Source organism: Microcystis sp. LE19-84.1B (assembly GCF_027531875.1).
In the GTDB taxonomy this organism is placed as follows: domain Bacteria; phylum Cyanobacteriota; class Cyanobacteriia; order Cyanobacteriales; family Microcystaceae; genus Microcystis; species Microcystis panniformis.
The window spans coordinates 1-26,630 of sequence record NZ_JAPZSR010000116.1; the positions used below are offsets into that span (position 1 = coordinate 1).

21 protein-coding genes are annotated in these 26,630 nt (G+C 36.8%); 17 read left to right on the forward strand and 4 right to left on the reverse strand.

Annotated features, from left to right (window positions below; genetic code table 11):
• From O9324_RS06760 to O9324_RS06770, 3 genes are all read left to right on the forward strand, one after another.
• On the forward strand, positions 1-1,564 hold a 1,564-nt coding region (locus O9324_RS06760; RefSeq protein WP_288139783.1), incomplete at its 5' end, for a glycosyltransferase 87 family protein.
• Positions 1,565-1,628: 64 nt separating this feature from the next.
• Entirely contained in the window at positions 1,629-2,486 is an 858-nt protein-coding gene (locus O9324_RS06765) for a glycosyltransferase (protein WP_288139784.1), read from the forward strand.
• 614 nt (positions 2,487-3,100) lie between these two features.
• A complete protein-coding gene (locus O9324_RS06770) occupies positions 3,101-3,634 on the forward strand; it encodes a MogA/MoaB family molybdenum cofactor biosynthesis protein (protein WP_288139785.1) in 534 nt (177 codons plus the stop codon).
• Position 3,635: 1 nt separating this feature from the next.
• Here O9324_RS06770 and O9324_RS06775 read toward each other — a convergent pair whose 3' ends face one another.
• On the reverse strand, positions 3,636-4,247 hold the full coding sequence (locus tag O9324_RS06775; protein WP_288139786.1) for a DUF8692 domain-containing protein: 612 nt from the start codon (positions 4,245-4,247) through the stop codon (positions 3,636-3,638).
• A gap of 129 nt (positions 4,248-4,376) precedes the next feature.
• On the opposite strand from O9324_RS06775, the gene O9324_RS06780 reads away from it, so the two are divergent.
• The 14 genes from O9324_RS06780 to O9324_RS06845 all read left to right on the forward strand — a co-directional run bounded on the left by O9324_RS06780 (position 4,377) and on the right by O9324_RS06845 (position 24,421).
• Entirely contained in the window at positions 4,377-5,042 is a 666-nt protein-coding gene (locus O9324_RS06780) for an urease accessory protein UreF (protein WP_002764714.1), read from the forward strand.
• 148 nt (positions 5,043-5,190) lie between these two features.
• A complete protein-coding gene (locus O9324_RS06785) occupies positions 5,191-6,141 on the forward strand; it encodes a glycosyltransferase family 2 protein (RefSeq protein WP_287627494.1) in 951 nt (316 codons plus the stop codon).
• A gap of 5 nt (positions 6,142-6,146) precedes the next feature.
• A complete protein-coding gene (hpsU, locus tag O9324_RS06790) occupies positions 6,147-6,737 on the forward strand; it encodes a hormogonium polysaccharide biosynthesis acetyltransferase HpsU (protein ID WP_002764717.1) in 591 nt (196 codons plus the stop codon).
• Positions 6,738-7,324: 587 nt separating this feature from the next.
• Positions 7,325-8,878, forward strand: a complete 1,554-nt coding sequence (locus O9324_RS06795) for a vWA domain-containing protein (protein ID WP_288139787.1) — start codon at positions 7,325-7,327, stop codon at positions 8,876-8,878.
• Positions 8,879-9,063: 185 nt separating this feature from the next.
• Positions 9,064-9,459 carry a hypothetical protein gene (locus tag O9324_RS06800; RefSeq protein WP_288139788.1) on the forward strand — a complete coding sequence of 132 codons (396 nt, stop codon included), beginning with the start codon at positions 9,064-9,066 and terminating at the stop codon, positions 9,457-9,459.
• A 28-nt stretch (positions 9,460-9,487) separates the two neighbouring features.
• On the forward strand, positions 9,488-10,807 hold the full coding sequence (locus O9324_RS06805) for a vWA domain-containing protein (protein WP_288139789.1): 1,320 nt from the start codon (positions 9,488-9,490) through the stop codon (positions 10,805-10,807).
• 149 nt (positions 10,808-10,956) lie between these two features.
• Positions 10,957-11,535: a double zinc ribbon and FHA domain-containing protein gene (locus O9324_RS06810; protein ID WP_288139790.1), complete on the forward strand. Its 579-nt coding sequence runs from the start codon at positions 10,957-10,959 to the stop codon at positions 11,533-11,535.
• A 157-nt stretch (positions 11,536-11,692) separates the two neighbouring features.
• Complete coding sequence (locus O9324_RS06815; RefSeq protein ID WP_288139791.1) at positions 11,693-13,726, forward strand: PP2C family protein-serine/threonine phosphatase; 2,034 nt, start codon at positions 11,693-11,695, stop codon at positions 13,724-13,726.
• A 23-nt stretch (positions 13,727-13,749) separates the two neighbouring features.
• Positions 13,750-15,882, forward strand: coding sequence for a serine/threonine-protein kinase (locus tag O9324_RS06820; RefSeq protein WP_288139792.1), 2,133 nt, complete (start codon positions 13,750-13,752; stop codon positions 15,880-15,882).
• 645 nt (positions 15,883-16,527) lie between these two features.
• Positions 16,528-17,274, forward strand: coding sequence for a hypothetical protein (locus O9324_RS06825; RefSeq protein WP_288139793.1), 747 nt, complete (start codon positions 16,528-16,530; stop codon positions 17,272-17,274).
• Complete coding sequence (locus tag O9324_RS06830) at positions 17,252-18,433, forward strand: pentapeptide repeat-containing protein (protein WP_288139794.1); 1,182 nt, start codon at positions 17,252-17,254, stop codon at positions 18,431-18,433. The genes O9324_RS06825 and O9324_RS06830 overlap by 23 nt, the downstream gene beginning before the upstream one ends.
• A 6-nt stretch (positions 18,434-18,439) precedes the next feature.
• Complete coding sequence (locus O9324_RS06835) at positions 18,440-19,417, forward strand: DUF1822 family protein (protein WP_288139795.1); 978 nt, start codon at positions 18,440-18,442, stop codon at positions 19,415-19,417.
• On the forward strand, positions 19,414-21,687 hold the full coding sequence (locus tag O9324_RS06840; protein ID WP_288139796.1) for a hypothetical protein: 2,274 nt from the start codon (positions 19,414-19,416) through the stop codon (positions 21,685-21,687). The genes O9324_RS06835 and O9324_RS06840 overlap by 4 nt, the downstream gene beginning before the upstream one ends.
• Positions 21,688-22,252: 565 nt before the next feature.
• A complete protein-coding gene (locus O9324_RS06845; protein ID WP_288139797.1) occupies positions 22,253-24,421 on the forward strand; it encodes a dynamin family protein in 2,169 nt (722 codons plus the stop codon).
• Between the two features lie 104 nt (positions 24,422-24,525).
• Here O9324_RS06845 and O9324_RS06850 read toward each other — a convergent pair whose 3' ends face one another.
• The 3 genes from O9324_RS06850 to O9324_RS06860 form a co-directional block, all read right to left on the reverse strand.
• Positions 24,526-25,062, reverse strand: a complete 537-nt coding sequence (locus O9324_RS06850) for a hypothetical protein (RefSeq protein ID WP_288139798.1) — start codon at positions 25,060-25,062, stop codon at positions 24,526-24,528.
• Positions 25,063-25,142: 80 nt separating this feature from the next.
• Positions 25,143-25,682: a hypothetical protein gene (locus O9324_RS06855; protein ID WP_288139799.1), complete on the reverse strand. Its 540-nt coding sequence runs from the start codon at positions 25,680-25,682 to the stop codon at positions 25,143-25,145.
• A gap of 171 nt (positions 25,683-25,853) precedes the next feature.
• Entirely contained in the window at positions 25,854-26,216 is a 363-nt protein-coding gene (locus tag O9324_RS06860; protein WP_288139800.1) for a hypothetical protein, read from the reverse strand.
• Between the last annotated feature and the right edge of the window lie 414 nt (positions 26,217-26,630).

Sequence of the window (26,630 nt, forward strand, 5' to 3'; positions counted from 1 at the left end):
TTGGGCAATTATCTACTTTTTTGCTTTGGGAATTATCTCGGTTATTTTAGGTCAAGATGTTAGTTGGGATTTACGCAATTATCATTTTTATAATCCCTATATGTTATTGACAGGAAGGTTTAAGTATGATGTCCTACCCGCACAGATACAAACTTTTTTTAATCCCCTAGTTGATGTTCCCTTTTTCGTCGCTATTTATTATCTGAAATTGCCTCCGATTGTCGTGGGTTTTTTAATGGGAGGTTTCCATGGATTAAATCAGTGGTTAGTTCACCTAATCACCTATCATTCCCTCGATAAAGTTTCCGAAAGATACAAGATAACCTTAAGCATAGCGGCAGCGATTACCAGTATTTTTGGGGCAGCCTATATCTCGGAGTTAGGAACCAGTATTGGTGATAATACCACCAGTGTTTTCGTTCTGGGAGGATTATTTTTTATAGTTAGTAGTTTCGGGAAAAATCTGCCAATTACCTCTAAAAATATTCTTTTAGCTGGACTCTTATTAGGATTGGCAACGGGGTTAAAATTAACCAATGCTTTATATAGTATCAGCTTTTTGATAGCCATTAATTTTTTACCCAATTCTTGGTCAGAAAAGTTACGCAATTTAATTCTATCAATTATCTCAATGGCCGTGGGGGTTAGTCTCACTGCTGGTTATTGGATAATCTTAATGTGGACAAAGTTTGCTAATCCTCTTTTTCCCTTCTATAATAAAATTTTTCAATCTCCTTATATCGAAACCGACTACAATTTTAAAGGGATACAATATTTGCCTAAAGATATCTGGCAATGGTTGTTTTATCCTGTTTATTTTATCCAGAGACAAACTCTTGTCTCTGAGGTTCCTTTCCAAGATAGCCGATTAGCCATCACCTATTTATTGATAATTTTACTAATAGTAGTGATTATTTTTCGTGCTATTTATAAGCGCCATCTATCTTCTGAATCTGACTTAACATACAGTGCAGTTTTAGGGTTTTTACTGCCTTTTTCTCTGACCGCTTACTCTATTTGGTTAGTGGGATTTTCTATCTATCGTTATCTGATGCCATTAGAATTAATCACTCCCACTTTAATTATTTTGATTGTTGCCTATCTTTATCCTCGAAAGAAACCATTATTAATCATAAATCTGCTAATATTTTCCCTAATTGTCACTACGGTTAAACCGATGGATTGGTGGAGAATGGGATGGTCAGATAATTATTTTGGTATCGATAGTCAAGCATTAAAACCCTACGAAAATTCCACGATTGTTATCTGGGGAGATGAAGGAACATCTTTTATCGTTCCTTATTTTCCCGCTTCGACTCGTTTTGTGAGACTCAAAGGCAATACTGGAGTCAGTGAGGGAACTTTAATGCGAAAAAATGCCGAGACATTTATTGCTAATACTCCCCCAGAATCTCTCTACATTCTCCAGACAGACTTTAATAAAAAATCTCCTGATATAGTGGAGGATTTAGCCAAGGAAAATCTCGTTATTGACTTCCAAAGTTGTCAACCCTTTCCCACCAAAATCGAAAATTTTAATCTCTGTCGTCTTCAGAAGAAGTAATTCTCACGGGAAAGCTATTCTCTAACCATTGTTAATTACCAGTGACTCCTACCTTTTATCAGTAATGATTTATCTATTGACGGTTAACTACAATTGCGGGGAATTAATTAAGCGTTTAATTGCTTCCCTCAACGATAACTTATCCGCTACTCTCATCATTGTTAACAATTCCCCTGAAGATAAAAATATCCAATCTTTAGCAGCGGAAAGGGTCAAGATTATTGAAGCGGGGGAAAATTTAGGATTTGGGAAAGGATGTAATCTAGGACTTGATTGGATTTATCAACAAGACAGAGAAGCTATCGTTTGGTTAGTTAATCCCGACGCTTACTTATTACCGGACTCTCTGGAGAAAGCAAGCAAATTTTTTCAGCAATATCCCGAAGTTGCCATCGCTGGTACAGAAATTTACGAACCGGATGGTAAAATCTGGTTTGGTTGGGGAAAATTCAATGCCAAAATCGGCACAATTAACGTGGTAGAGGAATCCTTAGACTATGGAGATAAACCCTATCTTATTCCTGACTGGGTGACGGGATGCAGTTTATTAATTAACTTCTCTAATTTTTCCACTTGTCCCCATTTTGATCCCGATTACTTTCTCTACTACGAAGACTTTGATTTTTCCCGAAGATACGCAAACCAAAGCTATTTAGTTGTTGTTACCAATCAGATTAAAATCATTCATGAACCATCTTCTATTACCCGTCGCTATGGTTATCTAAGACTAACTCATAATATCTATAGTTATCTTCTCAGTCTCGAAAAACATACGACTTTAACTATTCTTGTTTATCGCTTGCTGCGGATGAGTTTTATGTCTTTACTGATCCTTCCCATTAAACCCAAATTCTCCCTAGCTAAGTTAGAAGGAATTCAACTCTATTGTCAAAGAATTATCACTAAACTGCGTCTAGGTTGAAACCCTTATTTTTGCCGCTTCAGGCAGCAGGTATTATTCTTACTAAATCCTGTGTAAAAGCTATAGGAGAGCGGGGAGCGGGGAGTAGTGGTGATGGTGAGCTATCTTGCTGATTTAGTCTGACAGGTCTAATGACCCGAAAAATAAGGAAGAGTGAGCGATTCATGTTAATTTTTATCTCAAATGTTGGGGTGAAGACCGGAAGTGCTTAGCGCGACGGGATGAAACCCCGACCAATATAAAAGAGCGAAGCACGACTAAAATCTTGACAATCTCTGCTGTATAGGTTAACTTAAAATAAGTTGTTTGAGGTCGATAAACAATGATTATCTTAGAAATGAAAGCAGTGGTCAAACCAAGTCAGTCTTCTGCCATAAGTAGGTGGGTGGAATTAAATATAAGATGAACGTAGGTTGGGTTGAAGCATGAAACCCAACGCCCGATTATGTTACGCTACCGCTAACCCATCCTACAAATAATTGTGCCTCCCTACTTAGATGAAGCTATTCGTACAGTACAATTCATCAGAAACAAAGCATTAAGGCTTTGGATGGATGCCAAGAGAGAAGACAAAATCGATTGTTGGATACGTCCTGTCAGATTAAGGAAACTCGATGAACCAAGAATCCCTCGCTTTTAGTGACGGGATTGTCAATCCCCATCCCGACACCGCCCCCCTTAACCTTACCTGTGCCGTAGTCACGGTGAGCGATACTCGTACCCCAGAGACGGATAGGAGTGGCCAAATAATTCAAGAGTTACTAACTCGATCGGGTCATGATATCGGCCTATACTTAATTATCCCCGATCAACCCTTACAAATTCAAGCAATCTTACCAGAGATTAGCAATCAAAATCAGATAAAAGTCTTAATTCTCAATGGGGGTACGGGTATTGCTCCCAGAGACAATACCTATGATGCTTTAGTACCTTTATTAAGGATTACTTTGCCCGGTTTTGGCGAATTATTTCGTTATCTCAGCTATCAGGAAATTGGCTCCCGTGCCATGGCATCAAGGGCAATAGCTGGGGTTTATCAAAACTTATTAGTCTTTTCTCTCCCTGGTTCCACTAATGCCGTTAGATTAGCCCTAGAAAAACTGATTCTTCCCGAAATTTTACATCTGGTTAAACAGATGAATGGATAATTTATTGGGATTTGATCTGGGCTGAAATTTCTTGAAAACATACATCCCAAAAATAGCCAGCTAGATTCACAGCACTTAACAGTTTAGGAATTCCTTCACTTAGACTAGCAAAACCTTGATTTTTAAGCTGGAGAAAATCGATAGCGATCGCAAAAGTTAAAAGTGCTAAAGAGATGATTAAAATTTGGTAAGAAGTTTGTCTTATTTGCCGCCAAAATGCTAAACCATAAATCAGAATTGCGAGGCCATAAACAGAGATAGTCAAAAATTTGGGAATATTAAAATAGAGGAGAATGATATGAATTCTGAAGATTTCATTGATGGCAAAAAGTCCCGTTATTATGCCAGAAACAAGTAAAAAATGGCGAGAATTACTAAAACTTGTCTCCCCAGACAATAAAGCATAACTAAAAAGGCAAACAATCGGAGGTAAACAACAAAGCAATTGAAAAGAATGGGTTAATAAACCAGCGAGCGGAGTTGGGGGAGTAGCGGGGGGATAAAACAAAAGACTAGAGGGTAATTCTGCCCGATCAACCCCAGCAATCAAAGCTAAAATCAAGAGGAGAACGACAAGATTTATTTTCAGAAAATGCTGTTCTCGTGAGGACATAAGTATAACAGTTGATAATTGTGGCTATTAATCACGGTATAATTCAGAGAGTGCCGCTTTCTACCGATCTACATACCGAAGTGCCAAGCATTTCCCTCATTGTGTTAAGGACAATTTTCTCGGTTTTCTATGCTCGCTCAAAAAGAACTTTTGTGTTTATTACAATTGGCTAGTCCCATTTTACCCGTGGGGGCCTATAGTTATTCCGAAGGGCTAGAAACCCTCGTCGAAAAGGGGATTATCTCCAATAGTGCCAGCTTAAATGATTGGTTAGAGCGATCGCTTGGTCAAGGCTCGGTTCGCTTAGAAACGGCTGTTTTGGTAAGGGTATATCGTTGTTTTTGTCAAGAGGATTTTACAAAACTTAATTATTGGGATAATTGGTTATCGGCAACGCGGGAAACAGCCGAATTAAGACAGCAAAGCTGGCAAATGGGGCGATCGCTGTTAAACTTATTGCGGGAGTTAGCACCGGCCAGAGATAATCTACCAGAACAGGCTAATTATGCCACCGCTTTTGCGATCGGGGCAAGTCATTGGCAAATTGGCCAAGAATTAGCGGTTTTAGGCTATTTACACAGTTGGGCAAGTAATTTAATCAATGCAGGATTGCGTTTAATTCCCCTTGGACAAACCCTAGGACAATCGCTTCTGATCGGTTTACAGCCCAGTTTATTAACAGCAACAGCAGATATTATCAGTTTAGCCGATGAAAACCTGAGCAGTTGGAGTTGGGGGCTAAGTTTTGCCAGTATGAACCACGAAACCCAGTATAGTCGTCTATTTCGCAGTTAGAAATTTAGGGAGAAGAGCAGGAGAATGACGTAAAAACCGAATAAGGTATAGTAAGATAAAAAAAAATCTTAGGTCCTAGTTCTCGCTTTCTGAGTGACTAAGGGTTTTAAGGAAAGATGCGAACACTCTACCTAGCCACAGTGTGCCAATGTTTAGTCAATCAGAAAAAATTCCCGTTTCGGTGTTAATTCCCGCCAAAAACGAGGAATCTAACCTTCCCGCCTGTTTAGAGAGTGTTGCTAGGGCTGATGAAGTGTTTGTCGTCGATTCCCAAAGTAGCGATCGCTCGATCGAAATATCTACCAACTATGGGGCTAATGTAGTCCAATTTTATTTTAATGGTCGTTGGCCGAAAAAGAAAAACTGGTCCCTCGATAATCTGCCTTTTCGCAATGAATGGGTATTAATCGTCGATTGTGATGAGAGAATCACCCCCGAACTATGGGACGAAATCGCCACCGTGATCCAAGATCCCGACTATAACGGTTATTATCTCAATCGTCGTGTCTTCTTCCTCGGACAGTGGATCCGTTATGGCGGCAAGTATCCCGACTGGAATCTGCGCTTATTTAAACATAAGTCGGGCAGATACGAGAATTTAAACACGGAAGATATCCCTAACACGGGAGATAACGAAGTTCATGAACACGTTATCCTTGATGGCAAGGTGGGATATCTGAAAAATGATATGCTGCACATCGATTTCCGCGATATCTATCATTGGTTAGAAAGACATAATCGTTATTCCAACTGGGAAGCGCGGGTTTATTACAATATTCTCACGGGTAATGACGAAAGTGGCACGATCGGAGCGCACCTGTTCGGTGATGCGGTGCAGAGAAAACGTTTTTTAAAGAAAATTTGGGTAAAATTGCCCTTTAAACCGCTGCTGCGCTTTATTCTCTTTTATTTTATCCGTCTCGGTTTCCTGGATGGCAAAGCTGGTTATATCTACGGTCGTCTTTTGAGTCAGTACGAATACCAAATAGGGGTTAAATTGTACGAATTACGGCAATTTGGCGGTAAATTAAACGTTAATGCCCAGGCTAATCCCCCGGTTAAACCCTCGGAACCTCAACCGGTAGAAATGATTAAATAAGTCCTATGTCCCCAGAAATCCGCACCGATGAGGAAGCGTGGCTAGATCTGCGTACCTACGATCAATCTTGGTTTGATCGCGGTCGTTCTAATCCAATTATCCTACTTTGGTGGTTAGTACAGGGGATTCTTTTCCCCCTTAGTTTGCACCAGATGGATAGCTTTCGCTGCGCTGTTTTGCGTCTATTCGGGGCTAAAATCGGCCTTGGGGTGAAAATTCGCCCGACGGCAAGGGTTTCTTATCCTTGGAAAGTGGCGATCGGCGATTATACTTGGATCGGCGATGATGTGGTGATTTATAGTTTAGATAACGTTACTATCGGCAGTCATTGTGTGATTTCTCAAAAATGCTATCTCTGCACTGGCAGTCACGATCCCTGCGATCGCTCTTTCAGCTTAAAAACCACTCCCATCCTCATTGGTAATGGTACTTGGATCGCGGCCGATTGTTTCCTGGCTCCGGGGGTAAAAATTGGCTCTAATGTTGTTATTGGGGCAAGAAGTAGCGTATTTGCCGATATTCCCGCTCAAAAAGTCGCTTGGGGCAGTCCCTGTCGTCCTCAATACGATAGAAAGATGAATTCTTATAGCAGTTAGGGCTGGCTCAATAAATCTAAAAACCTTGTTGGGTAAGACTTTTAGACTTTTTGGAAACCAAAAAGTACCAGATCTGGGAGTGATCGGGTGGAAAATTCCGGGACTTTTTCCCTGAAAATTAGGTAATTGACCCCCTCAAAATCCCTAAAACCCTACACCCTACACCCCACAACCGTTCGGACCTCGGCGTGAGCTTTTGTCAAACGCTGATCTCACGGCCGAAGCCTGCCCCCAGGAAAAACTTTTTGCCGCAAACCCTATTTATTGTAGGGGCGTAAGGCTTGCGCTCAGACTAAATCTGGTTTTATTGGCTACTCCTGATCTATTCGTCTTGAGCTAAAGCGATTATGCCATCTGATTTGTAAATTTTTGTGAAGATTTATGGTTTATCTTGAATAACTGAGGAAACTAGCTCAAATAACTGGTAAAACCAAAAATAACCCTTTTTTGAGCTATTTATCATCAATTAATCTTAAATTAAGTCTAAAAAGACTATTTTTGGCAATTAAAGCCTAAGCTTGTTGATCTTCTGCATAACTTCTCCTCTAAGTCACGATATAGAGAAGTAAGGTGATCAAAAACAGCCTATGACTAGCTTAAGACAGAAGCGAACGAGAAAAATCAGTAAACCCCTGCTCTTTGGGTTATGGGGTGCGGGAGGGTGCTTAATTGCTTCTCTTTTTGGTGAAATTTTCCTTCATTTTGCCTTACCCCCTGCTATTACCCCTGTCACTCCCTCTATTCCTAAAGTAGATATACTCTTTGTTTTAGATGTCACTGCAAGTATGAATGAGGAGATAAATGGCGTAAAAGAAGGAATTCAGCAGTTTTCCCAAGAATTAAGCAGCCAAAAGCTAGATGCAAAAATCGGATTAATTGCCTTTGGCGATCGCTTATATGGGGAAGAAAGCCAGATTTTAAGCTTTCCCGACGGAGTTTTTACCGCAGATCCGACCTTATTTAGGCAAAAAGTGGCGGAAATTCAACAAGTTAATGGCGGAGATGATCCAGAAAGCAGTTTAGATGCTTTAAATTTAGCAGCAAATCAGCCTTTTCGCTCAGATTCTACTAAAGTTATCCTTCTGATCACGGATGCTCCTCCTCAAGTTCCTGATTTAACGATGAAATCTTTAGATGAGGTTAATCAAAGTTTAAAGACTCATAACATTAACCAGCTTCACTTAGTTATACAACCCAGTGATCAAGCTATTTATCGTCAATTACAGGCAAATAACCCCGGAGAAGTCTTTTTATTGGGTGAAACCGCATCGGGAAGACAAGGATTTTCAAAAATCTTACCCTTACTGGGTGAAACCATTGCTCAAACCACTTTACAAAGTTTACAAAGTAATCAAAATTATGCCACAGAAGATCGAGAGCGATTATTGATGGTGACATCGGTTTGGACGGGAATTTTAGCGATTGGTATTGCTTTAGCCTTAATAATGGGGCAAAATGCCTATTTGCGTCGTCGTCTTTTAGGGATAGCCGAAGGTTTTCAAGGCACATTTGGCAGTGTCATCGCTGGAATTATTGCCGGAGCAGTCGGACAGTTAATTTTTACCCCGATTTCTAGTCTTTCCTTCCTTATTCTTTTAGGGAGAATTGTGGGATGGATGTTATTAGGTGGATTGCTCGGTGGGGGAATGTCCTTTTTTGTTCCTAATTTAAGGAGGATTCGCGGCGTACAAGGTGGCACAATTGGAGGGGGAATGGGAGCAGCAGGTTTTTTATTACTGTCGCCTTTAATCGGGGAAATCGGTGGTAGATTATTAGGCGGAGTGATTTTAGGCTTTTTTATTGGTTTAATGATCGCTTTACTCGAACAATTAAGTCGTAAAGCCTATTTACTGATTCATTGGCATGAAAAGGAAACCACTACTCTTTCTTTAGGGGATACTCCTATTATTTTAGGAAGTCATCAAAATGCTCATATTCCCCTCAGTAAAGCCGAAGGATTTTATCCAGAAACCGCCAAAATTTTTCAACAGGGAGAGGAGATTATTATGGAATATAATGCTGATTATGCTCAAGCAAAAGGAATGAAAAAACTCATTCATCCCTTAAAGAATGGGGACACTCGTAAGTTTGGAGAAATTCGTCTGGAAGTCCAATCAAAAGACATTATCTCTTCTTCTTAATCAACGTCTCTATCTAGAAATCTTCTCTCTGAATCTGTCTAATCGCTAAATTCTCTTAAGACGATATTTAATCGGGATTGAGAAAGATTAAAATTAATTAAATTTCTTTGTAAAATAACAATTCTATGTTAAAATAGCTATAGTAAACTTATTTTTCCCTGTATTAATTTTATGGTAGCTGCTGTATGGTTGAATATACCCTATCATTACACACCCAAAGTTCCCCACCGGCAGGTTATCAGTATCCTTTAGATTTACACCCCCATTATGAGGATAATCCTCAAGAAATTTTTACCCCAGAAATTCGTCAACAGTTACAAGATACCTTACAACAACAAAGTTTATGTGCCATTCGAGAGCATCACCTTAACCAAATCATTAACGCTTGGATAGAAGATATTCAAGAAGGTTATCGCTACACCAGTATTAGACTGAATTTACCCTCACTTTTTGAAACCAATCTCGAAAACTTTCAAGATAATGGTAATCAAGAATTTCCTGAGTTATTTGATCCAGAATTAACAGGAATTGAGCCAACTTTTGGAATGTTACCGTCTTTAGAGGATATTTACACCCCTTAGCAACTTTACTCTTTTGGAGAAAAAACAAATGTTAACCGTATCTTTAACCCCTCATCGAGATTTTTTACCTGCTGACACTCCAGACCAGCGACTCTTTTTAATGATGAAAATTAAACCCCAAGCAGAAGCAGCTCAAAGTCGGCCCTCTACCACCTTTGCTTTTCTGATTGATACCAGTGGCTCTATGTATGAAAATGTGGGGGGAATGACCAAACTAGAAGTAGTGATTCAATCCCTGAAAAAACTATTACATTCAGGTCGTTTAACTCAAGAAGATCGCATTGCTTTAGTTCGTTTTGATGACCAAGCTTCTACTTTAATTAATTTAACTCCTGCCACCCAAATTCAAACAATTGAATCGGCTATTGATCAACTAACTAAATTTAGTGGAGGAACTGTTTTAAGTAGAGGAATGGATCAGGTGTTAGGGATTATTGGTAATCAGGGGATGACTTCCCGTAGAGCGTTAATATTTACCGATGGTCAAACCATAGGCGAAGAAGATTGCCGTCAATTGGCCAATGATTTTGCTCAGTGTAATATTCCAATTACGGCCCTAGGGGTTGGCGATTATAATGAGCAGCTATTAGATGATATTAGTAACAATACAGGTGGACAATTTGGCCATGTTGTTCCTCAAAAAGACTTACCCCATCAAATTTTAATTACTGACTTTCCTAGTTATATTATTCAAGCTTATCAACAAGCGCAAAATGAGGTAATTAATAATATTAAATTAGACATTCAAACGGTCAAAGGGGTAAAATTAGCTAAAATCACCCGTGTTTATCCAGATCAAGCCGAATATCCGCTCTTAAATCCCCCTTATCCCATCGGTAATGCGGCAGCAGGAGATGACACCATTTACATTTTAGAATTTACCATTGATAGTCGTACCAGTTCTAGGGCAAGAATCGCACAAATTGGCTTAACTTATGATATTCCTGGCTTAAATCGCCGCGGAGAGCAACCGCCTCTTAATGTTGTAGTACAATTTTTAGCAGGTCAGGGAACTGTTGCACAAGTGAATCAAGAAGTTATGGGGTATGTGCAACAGCGCAATATTGCCCAATTAGCCTCAGATGCGACCAAAATTGCTGATAAAGACCCAAATAAAGCAGAACAACTCCTAGAAACGGCTCGACGCTTAACCGTAAAAATAGGGAATGATGATATGTTAGCATCCCTTAACCAAGCCAGTGATGAACTGCGAAAAACTCGTAAAATTTCCTCTAATACCCGTAAAACCGTCAAAATGGGGTCAAGAGGTAAAACCATCAAAATGGAGGGAGATATCGATGAACAATCATCTCTAGATGAAACTATTCGTAATATCACAGGAACTTAGGCTGATTCAAGCACAAACTTGAAAGAAATGCTTTAAAGTTCATTTTTGCCGTTATTTTGAGGTAATGCCGACTTTATCTTCAAATGTCTTGAACTCTTTTCTAACCTTGTTAATCTGTCAAATATCGTCATTTTTAAGGAGAATCAACCATGTCTATCGAATGTCCCACCTGTGGCTATGAAGGAAATCCCCCAGACGCTGAATTTTGCGAAACCTGTGGTGCAGAATTAGGAAATACTCCCCCCGTCACTCCTACTTCATCTCCTTCTTCCTCATTTACTCCTCCTACACAAGTAATACCGACCCCTCAACCTCTCACTCCTCCTACACAAGTAATACCGACCCCTCAAGTAATGACAGCACCGATGCAGGTGACATCTCCTTCTCCCATAGGTGCAATGGCCACTGCGCGTTTAATTCCTCTGTTTAATGCACCCACTGCCGAATTTAAAATTTATAATAGCGCAGTGATTGGTATTTTTACACCGGGGAATCCAGTAGAAATTGATTTAGATTCATGTGCTAATAGTGATAAAGTGTCCCAACATCATGCTGAGATTACCTATGAGAATGGGGTTTGGATGATTAAAGATAATTCGACTAATGGGACTTATATTAAAACATTGGGACAGGCAAAATTTGGCGCAAGAATTATGTCACCAACTCCCATTAATTCAGGGGATACGATTGCTTTTGCTAATCTTGTCTTTCAATTTCAAACTCCTTAATAGGTGAGGGATAAAATGGGGGCGATTTCTTTCGCCCTTACTGAAAAGATTGAGGGTAAATATTAGAAAAATAGAAGAACGAGCCTAAGTGCTTGTAACTGTTCATCAATTGACTTGCACGTTATTAATAATGTTAAATTATCAGACATAAAAGCTTATGGAAACCCTTATTGTTGCCGAACAAACTCATTTTCAACTTGGTAATTATCAGCTTAAGGTCATTGCTTACTTAGGATGTTTTACGCCTAATATATATTCTTTTAAAGTGAGTTTTCAGGCTGAAAAAAATCCTGATCTTAACGAGAGTGAATCAGAACTTAATCGAGCAGAAACTATTGAAAATTTTCCCGAAAAAAATGATTCTTTGGAACAATTTGGACTCTTAAGAGTTGGTTCATTAGATAGTGGTTTGCTAAGAGAGCTAACCCTTAGGGAGTCTTTAAATAATTATGGTTTAATTGCGCCATTAATTGCTAAAGAACAAAGAGAATCAGTGAGCGTTAATCATAACACAAAAGCTGGTGTAATATCCTCTGACAGTGCAGGATTATCCTCCCAAGAAAATTTAGATCAAACAACTTCTTCAGAAAATTTATTGAGTTCTGTAGAACAAACAACAGAAAACAATAGCAACCCCGAAGATAATTTAGATTCAGGAGTTAAAAGCATAACTGATCAGGAAAATGATAGTTTAAGGGATTTATCTCTTAAAAACGAGGATTTTGAACATCAAAAAAATGATCAAAATTCCCCCATTTCTAATGATACCCAAGACAGCTTAAACTCTGATTCTGATACCTTGAAAGAAGAAGACTCGGAAGATAATTATAATTACTTACCCGATGAAATTTATGAAGATGAACCCATCGAACCCTCAGAACAAATTTTATTACTTACGGATTTTCCTAACTTGGAAGCTTCCTTAGAACAATTATTGCAAAATTACGCCCATCAAGAACAATCTTTGAATGCACAAAGTTTAAATCTCGTTATTCAACTTTGTCAATGTTGTTCTTATTTAGCCGAAAAAAACTGGAATATGATTAATTTAGTTCCCTTGTTAATTGAATTTCAAGACCGCTTAAAATTGTATGATTTAACCCAAATTTTTCCCACTGGCGAACAGCCAAATTTTGGGTTAAGTGGAGGATATTGTGCGCCAGAATTAGCTACTGGTTCTGCCATTAACTCCTTAATGAGTAGTTACACAATCGGTGCATTACTTTATCAAATTATTCATCAAAAAGTTCCCAATTTTGAACATAACTTAGACCTTCAACCTGCTCCGATTCCTCGTTTCTTTCAAATACTAAAAAAGGTTCTTTCACCTCTCCCCGAAAGACGATTAAAGTTAACAGGATTGCGACAAGGATTGTTAGATGCGCGTCGGGATTTTTTTCAAGATCAAATTATTTGGGAAACTGCTAGTAAATCTACTGTAGGACTATCCTTAGAGCGTCTAGAAAATGAGGATAATTTTGGTATTAGATACGAACAAGTTAATGATCAAGAAACTCTTATTATCGGAATGGTTGCTGATGGAATGGGAGGAATGGCTAAAGGTGAAATTGCCAGTAAAATCGCTATAGAAACCTTTTTAAAAGAACCAATTCCCCTTGATTTTAAATGTTCAGAAACACGCAATAATTGGTTAATGGATACCTGTGCAAAAGCTCATCAAGCTATCTCTAAAGAAGCTGAGAATGGAGGGACAACGCTAAGTCTTATTTTAGCTCTCAATGAACAATTAATGATCGCTCATGTGGGAGATAGCCGTATTTATTTATTAAGACAGGGAAAAATTAAGCAATTAAGTCAAGATCATTCTTTAGTTGGTGTCTTGGTAAATAATGGGGAAATTACTGAAGAAGAAGCCGAAAATCATCCTGACAGAAATGTACTGCTTAAATGTTTAGGATCAAAAGAATCCTTAAGAGAGGGTCATATTCAAAATTTAATGGTCACGACTCAGCAGTTAGTTTTATCCTTAGAGGATCAAGATATTTTGCTCCTTTGTTCCGATGGAGTGTGGGATTTAGTTTCTAAAAAAGAATTACAAGACATTTTTAGTAATTCTCATGTTTCTTTACAAGAAACTGTTAATTTAACCCTGAGAAAAGTCCTAAAAAAAGGAGCTTCTGACAATGCGACTCTCTTAGCTTTAAAATGTATAATTAAGTCAGGTAATTAGTCCTTTTTATTGAAGGTTAGATTATGCTTTGTTCCACCTGTCTCGCTGAAAATCCCGACCACGTTACCGAATGTATCACCTGTGGCGCACCTTTAGATGATTGGGAAGATACAGATGACAATCCCACTATGGTTTCCTCCTCTCTTTTGCATTTACAAGCAGGGAGTTTATTGAAAAATGGTGACTATGAAATTCAATCTTTATTAGGACAAGGAGGGTTTGGGATTACTTACAAAGGAATTTATAAAGCTAATAATTCTCAGCTAGAGGTTGCTATCAAAGAATTATGGCCAGAACAAGCTGCTAGACAAAAAACAACAGTGTTATGGTCTCCAACCATAACACAACAACAACAAAGAGAACAAATTCAAGCCTTTTTTGCTGAAGCTTATAATCAATATCAATGTAAACATCCTAACATTGCTCAAGTTTATGATTGGTTTGAAGAAAACAATACTGCTTATATTATTATGCAGTTTATCTCTGGAAAATCTCTCTTTAAAATTCTTAAAGAAGCAGGAATTTTAGACGAAAATAAAGTTAAAAAATATTTTTTACAAATTGCAGAAGCTTTAAAAGTTGTCCACTTACAAAACTTTCAACATCGGGATATAAAACCAGAAAATATATTAATTGATGGTCAGGATAACGCCATATTAATTGACTTTGGTGCGGCCAGAGAGTTTATTGCGGGACAAACCAAAGAAATGACCCGAATTGTTACTCCGGGTTATGCACCTTTTGAGCAGTATAGCTTGACAAGTAAACGTTATCCTGCGACAGATTTTTATGCTTTTTGTGCATCAATCTATGAACTTTTAACCGGACAATTACCCGTTGATGCGGTTCAAAGAAGTACACCACCAGATTCCTTAATTCCACCTCGTCAACTCAATCCTAATATTAGCGAATTGATGGAACAAGTGATTTTAATTGGCCTGAAAATGAACGTTAAAGAACGTTTTCAAATAGCCGATGATCTGATTGATGCACTCAATGGTAATTTAATTTCTCCCTCACAAAAAGAAGCAAAAAGTTTAGTTAAAGCGGGAAAATTATCAGAAGCTTCCCGTGCTTATCAACGTTGTTTAAGGGAAGACTCCAATAATAAAAACACTGCTCTTGAATATGCTTTATTATCTATTTATTTGAATGATGCACAGGCAGAAACTGCCGCACAAACTGCAATTCAATTAAACCCTAATGATGGCAGAGGATATGGTATTTTAGGGTTAGTTAATTGTCGTCAAGGTAATTGGTTAGAAGCGGTAAAAAACCTGCAAAAAGCTGTTAATTTATGTCCAGATCAAGTATGGATTTTAGCTAATTACGCTTGGTCTTTAGGAAAAACCAATAATTGGGGACAAGCAGAAGTATTTGTTAAAAAAGCCTTAGAAATTGATGAAAATTGCTCTTTTGCTTTAGGAATTCAAGCATGGATTCTCTTTCAACAAGACAAATATAAGCCACAACGAGTTGATGAACCTGCGGTGATTCCCAGTGCTACTAAAGCCATTTATCAAGCAAGTTTAAACCAAAATCAAGAAATTCAGCGATGGGTTTACCCTTATTTGATTACTGCTTTATCAAGAGTTACCCATAAAATTACAGGAAGTAGTCTTAATAACCACATTGAGAAATGTTTACAGCAAAATCCTGATCATTCCTTTGTTTTAGGGTATAAAGGATGGCAAAAAGTTAATTTAGGGCAATTAGTAGAAGCAATCGCCTATTTTCAGCAAGCAAGTCAATATCCTAACCCCCAAGCATGGGTTTTAATTAATACAGCGATCGCTCATGAGTACGCAAATAATATCACAGAGGCGGCGCAAATGTATGAAATTTGTATTCAGAAAATTGCTCAATTCCCCTTTCTTCATTATCGCCTAGGGACAATATTAGGGAGAAATCAGCAGTGGGAACAAGCAAAACAACAACTAGAACAAGCAATTGCTTTAGATAGCGACTACGCAGAAGCCTATCATAATTTAGGTTGGGTTTTGTTTCATCGGAGAAAACCTGACGGAGAAATTCAAGATGTTCAAGGGGTATTAGGTGCATATAAAAAGGCGTTCTATTGTTATAGACAACAAAATCGTTCAGATTTGGCTCAATCATTGGAAAATTTGTTTAAAGATGCGGGAATTCCTTTTTAATTAGGACTTAAGGTAATAAGTGGTGTGCAAAATTAATTTCCTACTCGAGACAGGGGACGGGAGACAGTTATCAGTTATCAGATTTGAGCTTTAAGTGACAGTATGGCTCTTCTGGTTTCCGTGTGCCAACGAGAGCTATACTGATAGTTTCTTCCTCGGCTCGACGACTCCACTGAGCATCGCCGAACGTCCGAACGTCAAATAGTCCTAAAAGTCTCGCTCAGTAAGCATTTCACGATTCCATAAGCAAAAATTATCATACAAAGTCGAGAGGATCCGAATACTATATGTCATTAAATCTTAGCAAACAAGATTTTATCCATTAAAAATCGTTAACAATTAATTGACATCAGAAACTTTTACTTGTACTCTTGGAGTTAGGTCTTATACGGCTGTTCCTCTTCCTCTATCCATCTGGTACAGACAACTCCTTGTTGGATAAATCTTTCCACCTATGAGATGTACCAGACTAAGCCTGAATCCGCCGTAAATTCTCTAAAATCATTTTCAATTAATCGTGAGAGATTAAACTAATAACGGCAATCTACTTGATCCGTTTTTTCGTTCCCTAACCTTACTGAATGTCTCTCAAGAACTTTTTTAAATGATTATTTTTTGTTGTCTAAAATTTGACTTAATGATTTTATGAAAATCGATGAGGAACCGTTCAACAATAAATTCTCTGATTGTGTCTTTATCAAACTTCATACAAAACCACAATCGAATAAATTACCGTTATTTTTTTCCAAGAAAAAAACTTTTGAACTACAGCTAACTTATAGATTTGGAGAGCATTGTCATGTTGATAGTGTAACTAACACTGATGTGACTTTCGCCATAACCGAGGGTACATTAGTTTTAGAGTGTAGAAATGTAACTTTTCCCGAAGAAGAGCGAGGCTTTCCTAGACCTTTTTCCGTTCAATATACTATCCATAAAACAGAGGAACTCATTCATACGAAAAAAAGATATTGGAATTTCGATGTTAAAACATTATTAACTAAACCATTAGAGATTCTTTTTAAATGGAATCAAGAAAGAACTCGAAGTAATAAAGATGGTTTTACTTTTCAGTATTCCGGTTATCAAGCTTATGCTGAAGGAACAGAAGAAAGACCAGTAGTTCGTTTCGTGTCTGAATCGCTCATCAGTTCTTTTTTGCAAGGAGATGACAAAAAAGCAAAAATAGGAATGGCCAAAATTTCTTCTGAACCTTGGGAAATTAAGTTTTATTTTAAAATTAATCATGATTTTATAAAAATCACAAAATTCAAAGGTAAAAACTTAAAGGAGCTTGGTTTTACTGAGCGGTTTAAATTAAATTCGGTTCGCCAAAATTTGTTAAAAGAAATAGGAGACACCCTCAGTCATGGCAGAATTTCCTCAAACTAAAAATCTTAATGATTTTTTAGCCACCAGTAACGGACTCGATCCTCAAACCGTTTTTGTTGAGAATGATTTGACAATGTTTAACTCAGAAGATGGTCAATTATCAGGGTTTAATCTTAGTTATGCTCGTTTAGATGAAACTAATCTCAAAAGAGCAAATCTGAGTGATGTTAATTTAACGGGAGCAAATTTAACTAATGCTGATTTAAGTAACGCTAATCTAACAGGTGCTAATTTGACAAGTGCCAATTTTCAAGATGCTGATTTAACAGGAGCAGACTTAACGAATGCTAACTTAACTAATGTCAATTTCATGGGTGCAAATCTTCAAGACACGAATTTAACACAAGCTCTCCTTAAAAATGTTAACTTTGAGAATGCTAAAAGCTTGACTTCAAATTTACAATCAGAAAGAACCGTTTCTAAAACTGCCATTTCTGACAGCCAAATGGAGAAATTAGTTCGAGAGTTTCTTTCTCATACCCCCGATACACCAGCAGGTAAAAGAGCGACTTATAAACTATTACAAACCATTCAACAATTACCTAAGTTAGTCCGTAGCTATCAACCATTACGAGGATATTGTTATCAAGATTTTGAAGAAATTTTAAATGACACATTGTTAAAAATCTTGAAGGAAATTAGTAGTTTTAAACCAGAAACAACTAACTATGTCAACAGCTTAACCCATTGGATCAACTATCAACTAAGGCTGTATTATAAACCGAAAGATAGATTAAGAGAAGCCCGTCGGCATAACATCTTCTCCCTAGACCGATATATTAGTGATAAGGAGAATACAACCTTTCTTGATTTACTGGAGGATAATCACTCTGAGGCAACTCTTAACACCATCGATAGTCTTATCGAACAAGCACAACAGCAACGACGACAACGTTTGGGACTGGAAGTTTGGCAGTATCTTCAAGAAGATCCGAAAAATCGACTTAAAAACTGCTATTCAACCAAATGTTCTGAGTGTAACTGTCATTGGCTGTTACAGAAACGCGAACTCAGTGATCCCCCTGTCCCTTGGCAGGCGATCGCCGATGATTTAGGGATTCCCTATGGTACGATCACAGCACACTGGCATAAAAAGTGTAAACCTTTATTAAGCCAAATCGCTCAAGAAATTGAGCAAAAACTGCAAGAGGAAATTTAATTTATTATGACCACTCACAATCCTATGAATGACTCAACCGCATCCGGACAATTATCTTGGCAAGAACCCGAAGGATTACCTTTGCTAAGAATTCCCATTAGCAAAGAAGCTCAACAAATTGCGCTTGTTTTTGCATCTGAACAAAGAAATGTTAAGAAAGGCAAACAAGTTTTTTTGAATACCTTATCAGTTATCGCCGCTCATAAATGTCTGAAAATGTTCGAGTTTGAATCTTATTTAGAAAGTGGAGATTGTTGGAATAAGTTTAAAAGGTTGTCGTTGTCATCTAATGACGCTGATTTATTAATTCCGGATTTTGGTAGAATTGAATGTTTTCCCATTTTACCTAAACAGGAATCAATTGAAATTGAAGAGCATTTATTAGAAACCAGAGTCGGCTGTGTTGGTGTCAAATTTCATGAACATTTTAATTATGTTGAAATGTTAGGATTTAAGCATTTTGACAAAGCCTTCAAATCTCAACAGGACAATACTAGGACTTTTGATGTTAGAGATTTTCAACCTTTTGAGGATATTTTTAATTATCTTAAAGCTTGTCCGCCTTCATCAATTGGGAAGGGAACTGAATGGAAAACGTTTGAAGAATTAGGACGTAAAAAAATTATATTTGGTGGTGGTACTTCTTTAGATATTAAAAAACGTCTTTCCTTACGAGGTAAAGTCATTGAAATTGGAGAAAATACTAAAATTATATTAGGAGCAGCAGTCGAATTTCTGAATAATGATACTCAAAGCATTTTATTTGAGATATATAACTACATCAAAGAAAGCAAATTACCAAAAAATTTAACCATAACAGTTTTGAGTAATCAAGGTGTTGTTAGCACTTTAAATCAACTTCATATAGGAGACAATTTCAGCTTTGAAATGAGATTCAAAAATCTAACTATAGGGACAATTTTTACCTTAATTTTCTCTCTCAATGATGTCCAAATTGCTAACCGTTTTATTGTTGAACCATGACTAATCAAAAAATTAAACTAGAAATCATTGAACTTCCTCAACAAATCGAGGAAGTTGAAACTGCTTTCTTGATAGGAAAAGTGAACTATATTACTAAGAGTGAGAGTCAAAACTTGAGTCAAGAAAACGCCAATGTATTTATCTTTGATAAGTTTCCGCAGCTCATCTCTCAAATTCGAGAACATCAGACAGCTATGAGTAGCTGTGATGGTCAATTTGCAGATGTAGAACCACCAAGATTAATTGAGCAATCAGGAATTGAATCCATTAAAAAAACTTTTGATATTTCTCGTGGATATTATGAGCATTTTTTTGATAGAAACAATCGCATTTATGAAGGACATCATGGTATAATTTGTCCTTTTGGAAAGGCTTGTAAGTCTAAAGATGTTGGGCAACCTCATCAAAATACACCTTGTATAGACACAAAAGAGGAAACGTGGCAGTGTCCTATCCCTAGAGAAGATAAAACTTTTAAGCCGTCAGAAACCCATAGTCAATCTTTAAAAAAGCTATCACAATACCTAAATGGAAAACTAAACACTGGTCATCTAAATCTTGTATTTGAAATTGCTGATGATCATGACCTATCGGCTATTGATTTTAAAAGAATTGTTTATTTAGTTAAACAGCAAAATCATCGTATCAGCTTTGCTCAAAAATTGATAGCTGAAGAAGATAACAATTCTCATAAGTTCTCCCTTAGTTATGATAATTCTTTTAATATATTGGTTGTTTATCTCAATAATTTATATTATCCTAGAAATGAAGACATGGATAATTTAGAAGATGAAGATACTGATAAAAGACTTAAAATTATTCAACAAAGTGAGAAAGAAGGAAGTAATTTTATTGAAAGCAGTAAAGGACAATGGGATATTTTTAAAAAAAACAATAGAGGAATTAGTATCCAGTATCTTGAATATCCTAATAGGGAGAAATTGTCCAGATATTTAAGAGAAAACTCTTATCAAATGGTATTTATAGAAGGACATGGTTGTAATGAAAATGGTCGTATAGAATTAACGCCAACAATTTCTGATGAAATGACTCAGATGAACGTCACTATTAAGGAGGAAATAGATGAAGATTTTTTTGTTGAGTGTCTTAACGAAATAGAAGATGTACAAGTTATTTGCTTATTAATGTGTCGCTCTGAACAACTAGCTAGACAATTAATGACAAGGGGAACAAAAGTAGAATTGATAATTTCTTTTAATCATTTGCTTGAGGTGTCGATGTTTTCTAAGTTAGAAAAATCACTTCATGATAGTATTACTCGCATTAAAGATGAACCTTTTAAAATATCTTGGAATTTAATTTTTGAAAGAATGTTGTCTCATCTAAAAACTAACTCTGATGTAGGTAGCATTTCGCTAGATTCAGTACGAATCTATCAACGTCACGCAATTCCTCCTTTTTTTAAATGTAAAACCCAAATTATTACACCACCACAATCATCAACTCCTCCTCGGAGGAATTTTTGTCGGCAAAACTGGCTGTTTCCACTTTTGCTTGTAGTTTCATTAGCAGTATTAGGATTAGTTATGTGGTCAAAACTTAATCCTCCTGAAGAAACTAAGACTTCTCCTGAAGAAACTAAGACTCCTACTAAAGAAATTAATACTCCTAAAGTTTTAAGACAGAGTAATATTTATGGTGAACAAGCTGGTGGTTTTCTTCTTAGCAAGAAAAAAAATGATAATAACAATTATAGTTATTATGCGGTTGCTGCTGTCAGTAAAAATTTAGAAAATGGCAAAGAGATAAAAATTGCTAATTATGATCAAGATAAAATTCCAGCAACCATCGTGGATGAATTAGAAGATAAGCTACAACCTAATAATCAAAATTGGAAATTGGTAATTGTTTCTTTTAAATTAACAAAAGAAATTGAAATGCCTAAATTTTCATTAGAATCAATAGCTGTTGATGGTGACTCTTTAGAGATTCGGGGATATGAACCAAAAGGTAAAGGTAAACGCAATCTAAATTATAGAAAGATTGACATTAAGACCAACGATGAAAGCAGTGAAAATACGCCGTTTGGTTATGAATCATCAGAAATTATACAGAATGAATTTATTGGTAGTCCTATCGTCAATAAGAGCGGTTGTGTAATAGGATTACACATAGAAGAAAATACCCAAACAAAAGAACAGTTAGATTATCGAGGACAACTGATTTCTAATATTCAAAAAAGTCTTAAACACAGCGAAAATCGAGAGTTAAGGGAAGTTGCCGACAATATGCAAAGCTGTAGTCTTTAATTTGAGGGGAAGATGTTAGAGACTCCTTTTCTTTATCGTCATCGACAGCAGATTTTATGCCGCTCTCTGGGGGGATTACCCTCTCTTGAGTTAAACTTGGGGTAATTTCCTAGGTTTGAGAACCTTTGGGTGTGGTCAGTGGCAAAAGATAACGATCGTCTTCAGGAAGGGTTGTCTCATCTAAAATTTGTTGATATAGTCAAGTTTATCCCCTTTTTTAGCCTTAAACTCATATCCTACCCTGTTTTTTTCGGAAACAAATCCCGATAAGACTTGAGGACTACTATTGAGGACAAGTGAACTAACATTTTCTTATTTTAAGAGAATCGATGAATGACGGGGACATTGGCTTAAATCTTGAGTTAATGAGAGATTTTTACATCTTGAGAGTAAAATTAGCTAAATAAAACTTAAATATCTTAATTTTTGCGGCTTAATCACGAGTTGAAAAAAATTCCTTGCATAAACTCCCGACACAATGACGATAAAGAAATAAGGAAATCAATCTGTCCGATTTCTGATTAACTCTCAACCTCGTACCTATTCAAGACAAAGGATGATTCAAATGGTTACTCCTACTGATGCTCAAAAAATGATTCAACACTTCCAAGAATATTTCACGATTTATGAAGCTGTTTTACCTTATTTGGGGAGTGAAACTAATAAAAAATTAATCATAGAGCAAAAAAGAGATTGGATGCGTAAATTAAGACAAACAGAATTTCCTGTTGCTTTTTTAGGGTCTTATTCTGCGGGAAAATCAACGATGATTAACGCTATTTTAGGACGGGAAATTTTACCTGCAACCAATCAACCGACCACTGCTTTTCCCACCCTGATTAAAAAAGGTCAAGCTGAAAAAGCAGTGATTTACTTTATGGATGAGCAAGCAAGACTAGAACTTTGGGATAGTTTTGTTAGTGATATTGAGAAAAAAATTGGTCAAAATTTACAAAGACAAGAGGCAATCGGTAAACATTTTATGCGGATTAAAGAAGCCGTTCAAACCTACCAACAAGACACAGAAGTAGCTATTGATCAACAAGCTTTAATCAAGCTTCAAGCACTTTTAAGTAATTGGGGAAATGACGCTTATAAAGGCATTAAAGAAGTGACTTTATCAGAACTCAGAAATTATGTTGAAGGATATGTAGGAGCGATTTATGTTGATAAAATTGAAGTATTTTTAGAGAATCTAAATCTAGGAGATGATATTGTTTTAGTAGATTTACCCGGACTGAGTGTGGATAATAAAAGTCACGAGGAATTTACTAAATCTTATATCAAAGAAAAAGCCAAAGCTTTTGTGGTTTGTAGTCCTCATGATAAGGTTCTTCAAGGTAAAGAAATTGAGTTTCTCTCGAAGATTAATCAACAGAATCCTACTATTATTGAACGAGCTTTCTGGGTAATTAATAAGTGGGATGCTGCTAATAGTAAACTAGAACAAACTCAATCTTTAGACTCTTTTAAAGCACAGGCTAAAGCTTATAGTTTTAGTATTAATGCAGAGCGTCAGTTTCAAACGTCTGCTTTTAATTACCTACTCTTAAAATTGGTATCTGAAGGAACTATTGATGAGAGTCCAAACCTAAAAGAAGGATTAGGAAATTTAATCAAATCTGGAATAATTAAGGAGGAAAAAGAGTTAAATAAAACCACGGCAAACTCGCTTCTAACCCATCCCGACATCATCACTTTTTCTCAATTTATTGATTCCTTATTTAACTATTTGAATCAAGGTGCAAAAGACGAGTTTATCGATGATGCGAAAAAGGAATTATTGCAAATTATTCGCATTTTAGATGGATGTCTTAAACCCCTTGACGATTCTTATAGTGAAAGCACGAATCCTGAAGAGGAAACAAAATCTGTTGAGATTAATAAAAAGCTGCGCTCATTAATTGAACAACTTAAGCAAAAAGCCACAGAGTTTTCTAAAGAGATTCGGACTACACAACAATCCTCTTTTTGGCAAGAATCTGATACTCAAGCAATTAATCAAGAATTGTCGAAAAAAATTCAAGACATTAATCGGTTGGATTTGCTAAACGAAATCTCAACAGGAGTAGATATGGATTATAACTTAGCCGAATTACCCTATATTTTGGATAAGAAAGTTGAGTTAACATTGTTAATGAGAAAACGGTTAATCTCAGTCATTGATAGTTTTTTTATTCAACGACTCAGTAAGTTATTAACTGCGTTAGAAATCATTAATCCTGAATATTTACCTGAAGAAATGATGGAGAAATTAGAAGATAAATTATGTGAGCGAGATATTTCTATGAGATTAAGCGGTTTAGCTGATGCTTTGTTCTATCAATATGGGAGTGAATTACAAAGGATTGGACTGAATCTCAAAGATTGTCAAGAGCAAGAATTATCCGAATCTGATAAACTTTTAAGGACTAAAATAAGATCGGATAAGCTTAAAGAAATAGAGAAAGTTCTGCAAATGTATCAAACAGAACTGGAAGAATTCATCGAAACTATCGTCATACCCTTGAATCAAAATATTCGTCGCACCCTCGAAAATCATACAAAAGATTTAGAGAAAGATTTACTAGAATTATTTGATAACTATCAAGATGAAATAACCAAAAAAATTGCACGGAATATTAATCTTGATGGGTTAATTATTGAGGAGTTAACTAAACAAAAGACTATCACCGATAGTTATGTCAAACTGGTTAACTTAAAGCGTGCTATCCTTGAGAATCCAGAGAAATAATCTGAGGTTAATTAAAACCTAGGACGCAAACTTAATATTATAGGGCGCAACCCTTGCGCCTCTACTAGGAATTCTGTTAGATTAATAGGGGAAAGTGAAAAATGTTAGAAATTAGGAGATGGACTATGGGATTGAGTTGAGTTAACATTAAGAGAAGAAGGATTTAAACTTTGTTCTGATGGGTTAATTGTGGCATTTTTAAGCTCATTGAGATTCTGAAAACGAGGCGCACAATTATCGCCTTGATTGGGTGTCCAAGTTTGATTATACTCTTGATGGCCTAGTGCTTTATGAGTTAAAACATCTTTGGTATAATGACTATAAGTTCCATATTCTGGAGAAACAGAATCCGGTGTTCCTGCGCCAGGTCCTTGGGTGATTAAATGACCTGATTTGTCATAAGTACATTGTTGTCCGACCTGCATTTTTCCTAAGACTGAATGTTGATAAGTCGTTGCTTCAGTAGAACGAAAAGCAGATTCAGCACCAGGATGATAAGTTTCTACGAAAAACTGTGATTGTTCAAACTTGGGTGATTGTTGTGCTTCTGTTTTAGTACAGGGACACTTATCTAAAACCTCGCGCCATCCGGGGTCTTGATTGAGTTTTTCAGCGTAAGCACGAGCTTCTTTTTGATTCATATTTTTACTTGGATTAACACCCTTATCTTATTATAAGACATTTAATAACAGAATTGATTAAATACAACAGTAAATATTAATTAATGATGAGGAGAAGGAGAGGAAGAAGTCTGAGAAGTTGGACTAGAGTTAGGGGTATTATTCGGTTGAGAAGTGGGAGTATTTGTTTTAAGGTCTTGTAAATTTTCAAAGCGAGTAGATGGGGTTTGAGAGGAAGAAGGAGAAATATGAGACGCATCTGCTCGTTTAGCAACTGGATTTCCTTTAGCATCTAAGTAATAACTTTGTTTTCCAGTCGCATTGGGGTTATGAATATGATAGTGATCTTTTCCTTTCCATCCCGGTTGTCCTTCTCTGGCTGGGTGAAAAGAAACCTTTAAGTTTCCATCGGGATGTTCGAGTTCTCTTTGTCCTAACTGCGCTTGTTTTGGATGGGTTACATCTTTCCAACCTTGTTGAACTAATTCTTGAGGATCTTTGGGTAATTGATTAGGATTGAGTTGATTTTGAGCAGGTTGAGACGAAGGAGTTTGTTGGGGATTTTGTGGTTTAGGAGAAGATATTTTTTGGGTTGATTTAGAGATAATTCGTCCGAATATTCTACCTATTAAAATAGTCATAATTGTTCCTGGAATAACTGTTGAGTAGTTGGGGGTAAAAATCTATAAGATATACCCACCTATCGGCACCCCCTTAACAAGGAGAGATCCCCCCGCCTATCGGCACCCCCCTTATCAAGGAGGGCAGGAGGGATCGAACCCAAAATCTATCTTCAATTTAATTATAACCAGCTAATTAAGGGGAATCCATTTAATATCAAACGCTAAAAAATTGAGAACAAAAACGGTTTTAATTTTCTCGGGATAATCCACAACTTCTAATAAGATTTCGATTTGTTCGTTAAGGGAATCGAGTGAAGGAGAAACCGCAATATTTAAAATGACTCCGTTACACTGTTCTCCCCATTGAATCTGATTAATATCTGGGTCACTGATGAGGTTTTTTACACCAAAAAAGTATAAGTAACCTATTATATTTTCAGGTTCAGGTAATTCAATGGTGAGAATTAATTGTTGTTCAATGGGGAAATATTGATAGTTATCTATCCCACTATCATGAAGATAAAAATGTTCTAAGAATGTTTGTATTTTCATTAGTTAAGCTGAATAAAGGTGAAATGGAGGCAAGGTAGAGGTTTTGTGGCTTTTCTGGCGAAACAGGTGCAAAATTTTGAGAGAATCGTCGTTTAAAACCTTGCGTCTTCATCGGCCCGCGTCCTGTAGGGGCGAAGCATTCGGATAGAAAATCTACGGTTTCACCGATAGGTTATTGCCCGAATGCTTCGCCCCTACTTTTTGCCGCAAACCCTAAGTAGTTAGGTGTTAAAAACTATCAGATACCCCCCCTTATTAAGGGGTAATTAAGGAGGGATTAAGGAGAAATTAAGTAAGAATAGAACTCAAAGTCTATCTTCAATTTAATTATAACCAACTACTTAACTCTCCTTTTTGCTGGGGTTTTTTAAGGTAAAAGCTTATGCTGGAGTAAGCGTTAAGACAGATTTTACC